The 12,168-nt window shown below is 68.0% G+C and carries 11 protein-coding genes and 1 riboswitch; of the genes, 5 read left to right on the forward strand and 6 right to left on the reverse strand.

The window, feature by feature from the left end; genetic code table 11:
• Nucleotides 1–914: DNA polymerase IV (dinB, locus tag RTO53_RS16890; RefSeq protein WP_312238886.1), on the forward strand; the 914-nt coding region annotated here is incomplete at its 5' end.
• A 570-nt stretch (nucleotides 915–1,484) separates the two neighbouring features.
• On the opposite strand, the gene RTO53_RS16895 is transcribed toward dinB, so the two are convergent.
• Both RTO53_RS16895 and RTO53_RS16900 read right to left on the reverse strand, forming a co-directional pair.
• Entirely contained in the window at nucleotides 1,485–2,402 is a 918-nt protein-coding gene (locus RTO53_RS16895; protein WP_312238887.1) for an MBL fold metallo-hydrolase, read from the reverse strand.
• A 134-nt stretch (nucleotides 2,403–2,536) separates the two neighbouring features.
• Complete coding sequence (locus RTO53_RS16900; protein ID WP_312238888.1) at nucleotides 2,537–3,175, reverse strand: NAD(P)H-binding protein; 639 nt, start codon at nucleotides 3,173–3,175, stop codon at nucleotides 2,537–2,539.
• 97 nt (nucleotides 3,176–3,272) lie between these two features.
• On the opposite strand from RTO53_RS16900, the gene RTO53_RS16905 reads away from it, so the two are divergent.
• The gene (locus RTO53_RS16905) at nucleotides 3,273–4,175 is read left to right on the forward strand and encodes a LysR family transcriptional regulator (protein WP_312238889.1); all 903 of its coding nucleotides are present in this window, start codon (nucleotides 3,273–3,275) and stop codon (nucleotides 4,173–4,175) included.
• Nucleotides 4,176–4,285: 110 nt separating this feature from the next.
• Nucleotides 4,286–4,936, forward strand: coding sequence for a phosphoglycolate phosphatase (gph, locus tag RTO53_RS16910; RefSeq protein ID WP_312238895.1), 651 nt, complete (start codon nucleotides 4,286–4,288; stop codon nucleotides 4,934–4,936).
• Nucleotides 4,937–5,241: 305 nt separating this feature from the next.
• Here the strand turns inward: gph and btuB are convergent, their stop codons facing one another.
• Entirely contained in the window at nucleotides 5,242–7,083 is a 1,842-nt protein-coding gene (btuB, locus tag RTO53_RS16915) for a TonB-dependent vitamin B12 receptor (RefSeq protein ID WP_312238890.1), read from the reverse strand.
• Nucleotides 7,084–7,203: 120 nt separating this feature from the next.
• Nucleotides 7,204–7,436: riboswitch (cobalamin riboswitch) on the reverse strand.
• 152 nt (nucleotides 7,437–7,588) lie between these two features.
• On the opposite strand from btuB, the gene RTO53_RS16920 reads away from it, so the two are divergent.
• Complete coding sequence (locus RTO53_RS16920; RefSeq protein ID WP_312238891.1) at nucleotides 7,589–8,167, forward strand: histidine phosphatase family protein; 579 nt, start codon at nucleotides 7,589–7,591, stop codon at nucleotides 8,165–8,167.
• Here the strand turns inward: RTO53_RS16920 and RTO53_RS16925 are convergent, their stop codons facing one another.
• Together RTO53_RS16925 and RTO53_RS16930 are read right to left on the reverse strand one after the other, a co-directional pair.
• The gene (locus tag RTO53_RS16925) at nucleotides 8,168–8,542 is read right to left on the reverse strand and encodes a TfoX/Sxy family protein (protein WP_312238892.1); all 375 of its coding nucleotides are present in this window, start codon (nucleotides 8,540–8,542) and stop codon (nucleotides 8,168–8,170) included.
• Nucleotides 8,539–9,021 (reverse strand): GAF domain-containing protein, encoded by a 483-nt coding sequence (locus RTO53_RS16930; RefSeq protein WP_312238893.1) that lies wholly within the window; start codon nucleotides 9,019–9,021, stop codon nucleotides 8,539–8,541. The genes RTO53_RS16925 and RTO53_RS16930 overlap by 4 nt, the downstream gene beginning before the upstream one ends.
• Nucleotides 9,022–9,095: 74 nt before the next feature.
• Here RTO53_RS16930 and bioD point away from each other — a divergent pair, with 74 nt between their 5' ends.
• A complete protein-coding gene (bioD, locus tag RTO53_RS16935) occupies nucleotides 9,096–9,782 on the forward strand; it encodes a dethiobiotin synthase (RefSeq protein ID WP_312238896.1) in 687 nt (228 codons plus the stop codon).
• A 153-nt stretch (nucleotides 9,783–9,935) separates the two neighbouring features.
• On the opposite strand, the gene RTO53_RS16940 is transcribed toward bioD, so the two are convergent.
• A complete protein-coding gene (locus RTO53_RS16940) occupies nucleotides 9,936–11,354 on the reverse strand; it encodes a PLP-dependent aminotransferase family protein (RefSeq protein WP_312238894.1) in 1,419 nt (472 codons plus the stop codon).
• Nucleotides 11,355–12,168: the final 814 nt, after the last annotated feature.

Below are 12,168 nucleotides of genomic sequence, written 5' to 3' on the forward strand. Positions count from 1 at the left end.
CGGCGATGCCGGCGCTGCGCGCGGAACGGTTGTGTCCGGATGCGGTGTTCGTGCCGCCGGATTTCGTGCGGTACAAGGCGGTGTCGCGGCAGGTGCGGGAGATTTTCCTGCGGCATACGGACCTGGTGGAGCCGTTGTCGCTGGATGAGGCCTACCTGGATGTGACGGTACACAAGGGCGGGATGACGGTGGCGACGGAAATCGCCGAGGTGATCCGTGCGCAGATCCGTGAGGAGACGCAGTTGACGGCGTCGGCGGGGATCGCGCCAAACAAGTTCCTGGCCAAGATCGCGTCGGACTGGCGCAAGCCGGACGGTCAGTTCGTGGTGCCGCCGCATCGGGTGGAGCGGTTTCTGACGCCGTTGCCGGTAAACCGGGTGCCGGGGGTGGGCAAGGTGATGGCGGGCAAGCTGGCAGAGTTGGGGATCGCGACGGTGGGCGATCTGCGGGCGCTGCCGCTGGAGGTGCTGGAGAGCCGCTTCGGGACGTTCGGTGCGCGGTTGTACAGTCGCGCGCGGGGGATCGATGAGCGTGCGGTGGAGCCGGACCAGCCGGTGCAGTCGATTTCGTCGGAGGATACGTTCGCGGAGGATCTGCCGTTGGAGGCGCTGGAGGCGGCGATCGTGGAGCTGGCGGGGAAGACGTGGCACGCGACGCGGAAGACGGAGCGGGTGGGGCACACGGTGGTGCTGAAGTTGAAGACGTCGCAGTTCCGGATCATTACGCGCAGTTTCACGCCGGAGTCGCCGCCGGAGTCGATGGAGGAGTTGCGGGATATCGCGTTGGCGTTGCGGGCGCGGGTGGATCTGCCGGGGGAGACGCGGTATCGGTTGGTGGGGGTGGGGCTGGGGGGATTCCGGGAGCGTGAGGCGGTGAGCCAGCCGGGGCTGTTTGATCATCTGGATGATTGTTGAGCTTCCGGGGCTTTTGGAGATCGACGTCAACGGCAACGTCAAATGCCGTCGTTTCCTGGTGCCGACGGTTTGGGTGGCGTGGGTGGGTTTGCGGGACGCGCCGCAAGTACGTCCCTGTAGGCTCGCGTGCGCCATCCATGGCGCACGACGGTCCCGCAAACCCACCCACGCCACCCCTCGCTACCGTGTCGGTGTGCAGGGGAAGTGCAACGGCAACTGCAAGGAGCATTGCTCTGTTTGGCGGCACGGCATTTTGCATCGCGGTAGGGTTGGATCCGGATCGACCGCCGACCGTGCTTCATCATCCGGTGGTGGCATGACCCACGAACAACATCCCGCGTCACCACGACGACATCGCATGACCACGGTAGGGTCGCATCCCGATCGACCGCTGGCTGTTTTTCAACGTCCGGTGGTCGCATGGCAAACGAACAACATCCCGCGTCACCACGACGACATTGCATGACCACGGTAGGGTCGCACCCCGATCGACCGCTGGATGGTTTTCAACATCCGGTGGTGGCATGACGCATGAGCAACGCGACGTCTCGGCATCACTTCAATGCGACGTTACGGCCACTGCATTTCACCCTTGGCGACCTTCGCGCTCACCTCCAATGAACTGACGCCCTGCAGGGTGGGATAGCGCTTTTTCATGGCGGCAATCAACGACTCGGCGTTGCGGCTGCGTGCAGTTTCTTCGTCGAAGGCACGGATGTAGGCGGCGGTGAAATCGAGGGCGCTGCTGTCCAGTTTCGCGCCGCTGGCGTAGTGGCCGGGGATGACGCGGCTGGGGTTGAGGGCTTTGAGGGCGGCCAGGGTGGTGAGCCAATCGGCGTGCGATTGCGCGCTTTGGGTGTCGGCCATCCAGACGTGTTCGCCAGCGACGATGGGGATGCCGCCGAGGACGGTGCGCAGGGCCGGAATCCAGACGACGGTGCGGTCCGGGCTCGGGCCATCGAGGCCGATGATGCGCAGCGGTTGGCCTTCGAGGGTGAGGGTGTTGCCGTCCAGGACCTGCGGGATGACGATGCGTGCGGGTTTGTCGGCGCCCATCTGCGGACCCCAGTAGGCGAGTTTGCCGGCCTGGGTGGCGGTGATGTGGGCGACGGTCTGCGCGGTGGCGACGATGCGGGCGTCGGGGAAGGCGTCCTGCAGGGTGGCCAGGCCGAAGTAGTAGTCCGGGTCGCCGTGGCTGATGTAGATGGTGGTCAGGCGCTTGCCGGAATCGCGGATGCGCTGGACCAGTCGGGCAGCGTCGGAGGCGGCGAACTGGGCATCGATCAGCACGGCGTCGTGCTGGCCGGTGATCAGGTTGGAGGCAACCGAGAACAGCGCCTTGTCGCCGGGATGGTAGGGCTGCACGTGCAGTGCGTGCGCCTGGGTGGCGGCGGGTGCGGCGCGGCTGACGGCGGGTGCGGTCACACCAAGCGCCGCGCCGATGGCCAGCGCGAGCGCCAGGGCGGGAGTGCGGGAGAGGTGCGTCATATCAGAGGTTCCTGTGCAATACGGCCCCGGCATCACGCCGGGGCCAGGTAGAGCCGAGCCATGCTCGGCTGCTCCGGTGGAGCCGAGCCACGCTCGGCTGCTCTGTCCGTGCCAACCAACGGCCGGCGGCTGCGTCAATACGCGACCGTGGCGATCTCCCGCACGTACTGCGGCGTCTCGATCTCGCTGACGAACGCATCGGCGTAGTCGGCGTAGCTGATGCGGCTGTGGCCATCGGCGGCCACCAGGAAGCTCTTCGCCTGGGTACGGAATCCGCCGCGCTGTGGGCCCGGGCCGATTTCGGCAGCGGGGGAGTAGAAGGTCCAGTCGAGGTCATCGACGGCCTGCAGCTGCTTGAGGGTTTCGCGCGCGGCCAGGGCGACCGGCTTGTAGGCGTCCGGGAAGCCTTCGGTATCCACCAGCTGCACGCCGGGGGCCACTTCCAGGCTGCCGGCGCCGCCGACCATGATGAAGCGCGGCACGCCGGCCTTGCGCGCGGCCCTGACCAGCTCGGCAGAAACGGTGGTCACCGTGCCGGGGGCGTCGCCCGGACGCGGGCCGAAGGCACTGGCCAGCACATCGTGGCCGGCGATCACCGCCGCCAGGGCGTCGGTATCGTCCAGCGCGGCGACGGCGAGCTGGGCGCCGTCCAGTTCGGCCGGCAGGTCGTTTTCACGGCGCACGATGGCGGTGACCTGATGGCCGCGGGCAAGGGCCTGGCGGGCGATTTCACGACCGATGTTGCCGGTGGCACCAACGAGGGCAATCTTCATGGGGGCAGATCCGTTGTGGAAGGAAGGCCAGCGTATGCGCCATGAATCGTCCGAAAAACCGCGTATAACGGTCTAATTTGTTGCGTGGATCGATCAGATGGATCGCATGACAGCCATGAACGTGTTCGTGGAGGTGGTCGAGCGCGGCAGTCTCACCGCCGCGGCGGAGGCGCTGGAGATGTCGCGGGCGATGGTCACCCGCTACCTGGCCGAGGTGGAGCGCTGGCTGGGCGCGCGGTTGCTGCACCGCACCACGCGCCGGATCAGCCTGACGGCGCCGGGGGAGGCGGCGCTGCTGCGGTTCCGGCAGATGCTGGCGATCGGCGATGAGCTGCACGGCGAGCTGGCGACAGACAATCCCGAGCCACACGGGTTGATCCGGGTCACGGCGAGCGTGTCGTTCGGGCAGATCCACCTGGCCGCGGCGGTCGCCGATTTCGTCAAGCGCCATCCGCTGACGCGGGTCGAACTGCTGCTGGTGGATCGGGTGGTCAACCTGGTCGAAGAACGGGTGGATATCGCGGTGCGTATTTCGCGCGCGATCGATCCGTCGCTGATCGCGCGCTGGTTGGCGCCATGCCGCTCGGTGCTGTGCGCGGCGCCATCGTACCTGGCCGAACGCGGTACGCCGACCACGGCCGATCAACTGGCCGGGCACAACTGTCTGACCCACCACTATGTCGGCAAGAGTGTGTGGCACCTGCAGCGCGACGGGCGTGCCATCGCCGTGGCGGTGGGGGGCAACATCAGCGCCAACGAAGCCTCGCTGCTGCTCGAAGCGGTGCGCGCCGGTGCGGGCATCGCCATGCTGCCGACTTACCAGATCGCCCCGCTGCTGCGCAGTGGTGAGTTGATTGAAGTGCTGCCCGACTACGACGTGGAAGGCCTGGGCATCCATGCGGTGTACGCATCGCGGCGGCAGCTGCCGACGATCATGCGCAGCTTCCTGGATTTCCTGGTGGAGCGCTTCGCCAGCCCGGACTTTCTGGCGCGGATCTGAGGATGATTTGCATCCCGTAGCACGCAGGGTGCAGTCAAGTGCAGGTGAGCGGGCGCGCCGGGAGCGCGGCGTACACTGTGCCTTCCCACGTCGTTGAAGCGAGTCGCGTCTTGTCGTATCCGTATCCGTTGGTGGTGTTTGATCTGGATGGCACGCTGGTGGACAGCGCGGCCGATATCGCCGAAGCGCTCAACCGCACGCTGCAGGATTGGCAGTTGCCGCGCGTGCCGGAGGCGACCGTATTGACCTGGATCGGCGATGGCGTGCGCCGTCTGGTGGAGCAGGCGTTTACCGCGGCAGGCAGCCACGTGGATCTGGATGCGGTGATGCCCGGTTTCATGCGTCACTACGAGGCCTGCCTGCTGCGTAGCCCGCGCCTGTTCGACGGTGTGCAACAGGCGTTGCAGGGTTTGCGCGCGCGCAAGGTTCCCATGGCCATCTGCACCAACAAGCCCTCGGCATTGGTGGCGCCGCTGCTGCGGCATTTCGGTCTGGAGGATGAATTCGCGCTGGTGCTTGGCGGTGATTCGCTGCCTGAGCGCAAGCCCAGTGGCGTGCCGCTGCGGCATATTGCCGCGCACTTCGGCGTTGCGCCGGAAGCGGCGTTGATGGTGGGCGATTCGATTACCGATTACCGCGCGGCGGTGGACGCGGGGATGCCGGTGGCACTGGTGCGCTACGGGTATCCACGTGGTCTCGACCTGGACACCGTGGAGGCGGTGGCGGTGATGGATGACCTTCAGGAATTGCTGGCGCTATAGCGCGGGTGAAGCCCTGGTCCACGGAGTGCGCGTGGGGCTGGTATGACGGCCGGTGGTTGGCGTGTTTTGCTGTTACAGGGCTGCTTGCCCGCTGTCTTGGGTGTTGGGGGAGCGGGAGTGCGTCGCGCCTTGGTGGCGCGACGGCTGGAAAGGCTGCCGAGCATGGCTCGGCACTACGGGATACCTAGGGAGGATCGGCATTCGAGGTGCCGGGCGTGGATCGGCATTCGAGTTGCCGAGCATGGCCCGGCATTCGAGTTGCCTAGCGTGGATCGGCGTTACGGGTTGCCGAGCATGGCTCGGCACTACCTCGGCTGGTAGCGCACGCTCAGGCGGTACTCGCGGCCGGGCTGGTTGTACCAGGCCACCGTTTCGTAGTCGCGGTCGAATACGTTGCTCACCCGACCCAGCACCGACCAGTCGCGGCTCAGCGCGTATTCCAGGCGCAGGTCGACGGTGCCGTAACCGGCCAGGCGCACCGTGTTGGCGGCGTTGTCGTAACGCTTGCCCGCACCGTTGGCGGTGATGCCCGCGCGGAAGCCGCCGAAGCTGCGGTCGATGTCCAGGCGCGCGGTGTTCTGCGCGCGGCGCGCCAGCCAGTTGTCGAACTGCGCGCTGCCATCGGTGCGGTTGCGCGGATCGGTATGGCTGAGCTGGGCGTTGACATCGAACCCGGCCCAGGCGATCGCGCCGGTCAGTTCCGCGCCGCGGATACGCGCCTTTTCCACCTGGGACATCATGAAAGTGGTGGCGTCGTAGGTGATCAGGTCATCGATGCGCGTCTCGTACACATCCAGGCCCCACCGCCAGCCGTCGCCCTGCTGGGCGATGCCGACGTTGGCGCTCCTGGAGGTCTCCGGATCCAGGCCGGGCACGCCGCTCCACGGATCGTAGAGGTCGCTGAAGGTCGGCGCCTTGAAGGCGGTGCCGTAGCTGGCATTGAGGCGGAAGCCGCTCCCCAGGTCCAGGCCCCAGCCGAGGCTGCCGGTGGTGTGGTTGCCGAACTGCTCGTTGTCGTCATTGCGCACGCTGGCCTGCAGGTGGTGCGCGCCGAAGCGGCCCTGGTACTGCAGGAACACGCCGGTGTTGTCGCGGCTGTCGACCAGGTAGCCGGCGCTGCTGCCGTCCAGGTTGTCCTGGCTCCAGTCCACGCCGGCGCTGAGCAGCTGGCCCTCGGCCAGGCCGATGTCGGCCTGCACCGAGGCGCTGTCTCGGTGGGTCTGCGCCGCGCCCAGCCAGGTGCTGCCGTTGTAGTTGTCCGATTCGTTGTCGGCACGACCGACATTGACGGTCAGGTTGAAGCGCTCGCTGGGGCTGTAGCGGACCTTGCCGCCGAGTACCTGCTGCAGGGTCTCCGAATAGTTGTAGTAACCGTCGTAGTGGTTCTCGCCCTTGGCGCGCAGCGCGGTGCCTTCCACGCTCAGCGCGTCGGTCAGCGTGTAGCCACCACGCAGGCTCATGGACAGGTTGCGGTAGCCGTCGCGGTCGGGTTCGTCGGCGCCACAGCCGGCGAACGTGGCCGCATCGCCGCGGCAGGAGTTGATGCCGTCGGTGTGCTGGTAGGCGATGTCGGTGCCGAACCAGCCGCGCTCGCCGCTGCCGCCGAAGCCGCCGCTGGCCTCGCGCAGGCCGTTGCTGCCGCCACCCACCTGCAGGTGCGGCGCGAAGGTGCCGGCGTTGCGGCGGGTGAAGATCTGGATCACGCCGCCAATCGCATCGGCGCCGTACAGGCTGGACTGCGGGCCGCGCACGATTTCAATGCGTTCGATCTGTTCCAGCGGCAGGTCCTGGATCATCGCCAGGCCCAGGTCGCCGGTGTTGATGCGCACACCATCCACCAGCACCAGGGTGTGGGCCGAATTGGTGCCGCGCAGGAACAGCGAGCTCTGCTTGCCGAGGCCGCCGTTGTTGGTGATGTTGATCCCGGCCCGGCCGCGCAGCAGGTCCTGCAGCGACGGTGCCTGGCTGCGCTCGATCTCGGCGCGGTCGATCACCTGGGCCGGCGAAATGCTGTCCTGCAGGGCGATGGGGGTACGGGTGGCTGTGACAAGGACCTGGTCCAGCGCGGTGGCTTCGTCCTGGGCGGACGCCAACAGGGGCAGGGCCGACAACACGGCCAGGGCAAGAACGCGGATCTGCAGCTTCATCGATGACTCCATGCACCGCGCACGCCCGCGCGGCAAAGGGTGGGGATGGTCGCGCTGCAGGAATCACTCGACGGAGAGCGGGCACACGGCACCGCTTGCCGCCGCCATGCCCGCCGCATCGCAACCAGTCGTCTTCCAGGCCGGTCTCCGGGCTCGCATGTCGATGGCGGTGCCATCGTGCCAGGCGCCTTCCCATGCCGAAGCACAGTGGCGTATTGCCTGGTGTTTCCACGCTTACCGTTGCGGGGGCAGCGCCGGAGTGGCGGCGTGGCTCGGGGCCCGACGCGTCACCGGCTTCCCGTTTCAACCTGGCGGCATCGCAGCCCCGGGTCACCTGAAAGTGCGCGCAGTCTAAGCGATCGGCCGGGCCGGTGGAGCGCACCGGTTAGAATGCGCCTCGCTTTTTCGATGTGATCTCCATGACCCCACTGTGGTTGCAGCACCCCGGCACCGACGTCCGTGACCCGCACCGGCCGGCCGCAGCGGGCAGCAGACGGGGCGCAGCATGATCCTCGACCTGATCCGCCATGCCAGCACCGGCCGCGATGGCCACCTGGACGGTCGCACCGATCCACCCCTGGAAGACGGCAGCACCGACGCCCTGTGCGCGCGCTATGCGGCGCTGGGCTGGGAGCGTGTGCTGAGTTCACCGCGCCAGCGTGCGCTGGCCAGCGCCGATGCACTGGCCTTGCCGCGTGGGCTGGAGGTGATCGCCGACGAAGAGTGGGAAGAGCTGGATTTCGGCACGTGGGACGGGCAGGCGCTGCACGACCTGCCGATGCAGGAGCTGTCCGCCTTCCACCTGGACCCGCATGCCAACCCCCCGCCGCAGGGCGAGAGCTGGGGGCATTTCGAACGCCGCATCGCGCGCGGCCTGCATCGGCTGCTCGATGAGCCCGATCCGCCGGCGACACTGATCGTCAGCCACGGTGGTCCGTTGCGGATGGTGCTGTCGCAGGTGTGCGGCCTGCCGATGGCGATGTGCTGGGCGCTGCGCATCGATCACGGTACGCGGCTGCAGTTGCGCGTCGAGCGCGAGGACGAACGGTTGTGGGGCGAACTGCTGGAACTCCAGCAGGTCTGATCACTCCGCGTGTTCGTCCTCACGGTCGAACGGCGGCGCATCGCCGGCGTCGTCGTCATCGCGGCGCTCGGCGGTGCGGTCGTAGACCGGGCCGGAGGCCGGCGGGGCCTTCTTCAGCGGCTTGTCGGCGATGATCGCGTCGTACTCGGCGACCAGTTCGATGCGACGGGCTTCAGGCAGCTCCTGCCAGTGGCAGTCCTGCAGCGCGCCCTCCAGCGAGTAGAGCAGGTTGAGGCTGGGCTTGAAGCCGGCACGGCGGACCTTCACAAAGGCGCCCACCGCGCCGACGGCGGTCAGCTCCTCGGGCGTGCGCAGACCGACCTGGCGCAGCCAGGCCGCGCTCTTGGGGCCGATGTTGCGCAGCTTGACGCTCATCCCAGGGCCTCGACGAACACCGCGGCGATGGCTTCCAGGCCGGCCTGATCCTCGGCATCGAAGCGCGCCAGCAACGGGCTGTCGAGGTCGAACACGCCGATCAGCGTATCGCCCTTGACCAGCGGCACCACCAGTTCCGAGCGCGAGGCCGAATCGCAGGCGATGTGGCCCGGGAAGGCGTCCACGTCCTCGATCCGCTGGGTCACCCGCTGGCTGGCGGCCGCACCGCAGACGCCCTTGTGCAGCGGGATGCGCACACAGGCCGGGAGGCCCTGGAACGGCCCGACCACCAGCTCGGTGCCGTCGTAGAAATAGAAACCGACCCAGTTCAGGTGCGGCAGCGCGTGGTAGACCAGCGCCGACAGGTTGGCGGCATTGGCGATCCGGTCGCGCTCGCCGTGCACCAGCGCACGGGCCTGGGCCAGCAGCTGGCCGTACTGTTCCGGCTTGCTGCCGGTAAGCGTGGAGTTCTCGAACATGGGCCGAGTCTAGCAAGCAGCAGGGCGCCCCGGGACCGCCGATAATGCACCGCTCCTTCCCGAACGCCGCGCCGATGACCGCCCAACCGCTCCCCGCCCTGTACGTCACCGGCACCGATACCGGCATCGGCAAGACCTTCATCAGCTGCGTGCTGCTGCATGCCCTGCGCCAGCGCGGGGGCAGCGCGGTGGGCATGAAGCCGGTCGCCAGTGGCTGCGAATGGACCACCGAGGGCCTGCGCAACGAAGACGCCACGGCGCTGCTGGCCGCCAGCGACCCGCAACCGGCCTATGCCGACCTCAACCCGTATGCGCTGCCGCTGCCGCTGGCGCCCGAGCTGGCCGCCGCCGACGCCGGCGTGAGCCTGGCGCTGGCGCCGATCGAAGCCGCGTTCGCGCGCCTGCGTGTCCAGGCCGACACGGTGGTGGTCGAAGGCGTAGGCGGCTGGCTGGCACCGTTGTCGGGCAACCTCGACCAGGCCGATCTGGTGCATGCGCTGCGCCTGCCGGTGGTGATGGTGGTCGGGCTGCGGCTGGGCTGCCTCAACCACGCGCGGCTGACCGCGGCGGCGATCGCGGCCAGCGGGGCGACCTGCATCGGCTGGATCGGCAACGAGGTGGACCCGCAGATGGCGCGCATCGACGACAACATGACCCTGTTGCGCGCGCGCCTGCCGATGCCCTGCCTGGGACGCCTGCCGTACGCGCCCGGAGCCGATCCGGCGGGCCTGGCGGGCTGCCTGCGGCTGCACGAGGCGTAGGGCGTCCGAGCGCGCCGAGGCAGCCACGCAGGGCGCGGCTCTACCGCGTCAGGGCCCCGACCGGGTAGAGCCACCCCATGGGTGGCTAGGGCCACCGTGACCGGTAGAGCCACCCCATGGGTGGCTGGCGCGGAGCGCAGGCGGATGGACGCTTCATTCGCCGCGCAGGCCGCAGGCCAGCTGGCCCAGCGTGCTGATCGCCGCCACGTAGCGCTCGTCCAGCTCCTGGCAGCAGGACAGCCGCAGGCAATGCCGGTAGCGCGCGCCGCGCGAATACACCTGGCCGGGCATGAACACCACGCCGCGGGCCAGCGCCTGCTCGAACAGTTCGCCGGTGTCGATGCCGGCGGGCAGCTCCACCCACAGCAGGAAACCACCGGTGGGCTGGGTGGCCAGCGTCCCGGCCGGAAAATGCTGGGCGATCAGGCTGCGCACGCGCCGCACCTGGTCGCTGTACAGACGACGCAACCGGCGCAGGTGCTGCTCGTAGCTGCCGGCTTCCAGGAACGCGCCAACCGCTTCGCCGAGCAGGCGCGGTTCGGCGCCGGTGGACTGGAACTTGAGCAGTTGGATATCCGCCGCGAAGCGACCTGCGTCGAGCCAGCCGATCCGGTAGTCCGGCGCCAGCGTCTTGGAGAAGCTGTTGACCACCATCACCCAGCCGTCGTCGTCGAAGGACTTGAGCAACGGCGACAGCGGCTCCTGGAACTGCAGTTCGGCATACACGGCATCTTCGATCAGCGGAATCCGATGGCGGTTCACCAGTGCGGCCAGCCGCTGCTTCTCGACCACCGGCATGGTGAAGCCAAGCGGGTTGTGCACGCTCGGCATCGCCACGATCGCGGCCAGCGCGCCTCGTTCGAGCTGCGCGGCGACGGCATCCACGTCCAGCCCGAGCCGCGGGTCGGTGGGCAGTTCGATCGCCTTCAGGCCCAGGTTGCTGAGCAGCGGATACAGGTTGAAATACGACGGCGCTTCGATGCCCACCGCATCGCCAGGACGGGTCACCGCACGCAGTGCCAGCTGCAGCGCTTCCATCGCGCCGTGGGTCAGCACCAGGCGTTCGACGCTGGTGTGCAGCCCGAGCCGCGGACCGCGCCTTACGATCTGTTCGAGCAGGCGGGTAGCGGCATTGGGGCGCGCGTAGGTTTCCACCATGCCGGCACGGCGCAGTACCTGTGCGGTGCTGCGCGCCAGTTTGTCGCCGGGATAGAAGCGGCGCCCCCGGGGGCCGGCGAAGGCGAGGTCGACAATGCCGGGCTGCTGCTGTGCGGCCAGCACACGGGCCATCATCAGCTGTTGAGCCTGGGTGGTGGCCAGTGACGGCGCCTGGCGCAGCGAGCGGGTGGGTTCGGCCAGGCGCGCGCTGACGACGAAGCCTGCTTTCGGCTGTGGGATCACCAGCCCGGCGTCTTCAAGCTGGCGATACGCGGCGATGACGGTGTTGAGGCTGAGCTGGCGTTGCGCGGCCAGCCCGCGCAGCGATGGCAGGCGGGTGCCGACGGGAAGCCGACCACTGTGGATGGCATCGGCCATTTCATCGGCGAGGGATTGGTAAAGGTTGGCTGCCATCGGGTGCCCGCAGGAATCTGTAACCATGCGGATGGCCAAACGCTGGCTCTGTATCCGCTGCTTGGCGCAGCCTAGCATGGTCCTGTCAGCGCGCCAGGCCATCGCCGTCGCGCACCCTGGTCCTTCCCTCGCGCACGGCGGCGCGGTGTTTTGCCGTGCGCGTTTTTTTTCAGATCAACGGCCGGCGTGTGCGCGCTTTCGCTGGTTTGGGCGGGTACGGGTGGGCTTGCGGGACACGCCGCAAGTACGTCCCTGTAGGCTCGCGTACGCCATCCATGGCGTACGACGGTCCCGCAAGCCCACCCGTACCCGCCCCAGACAGTTGGCTGGTGCGCAGTGAACAGGCACAAGCACAGCTACAGCCACAGCCACAGCCACAGCCAAGCATCAGCTACAAGCATCAGCCCTGCCGTCTTTGCGTCGCGCTTCCAGGGTTTTCGACGGCCACCAGCCCACTGTCTGGGGCGGGGGTGTGTGGGTTCGCGGGACCGTCGTACGCCATGGATGGCGTACGCGAGCTTACAAGGATGTACTTGCAGCGTGTCCCGCGAACCCACACACCCCCGCCCACCCAAGCCGCACCCAGCACCCGCCGCTTCCAGCTTCCCGCTTCCCGCTCCAGGATTCTGGGCACCCCCAAGCCCCAAAGGCCAACCCAGAACGTACTCGCGGCGTGCCCCCCCAACCCCCACACCGCCTGCCCGGCCACGGCGCACCCAACACCTCGTGCCTCATGCGTTCCGCTTTGGCATTTTGAGGAAACCCAAGCCCCACAAGGCCTGCACGTGCTGCCGGTCACACCGTCATACGGCTG

This window comes from Stenotrophomonas sp., assembly GCF_031995405.1.
Taxonomy (GTDB): Bacteria; Pseudomonadota; Gammaproteobacteria; order Xanthomonadales; family Xanthomonadaceae; genus Stenotrophomonas.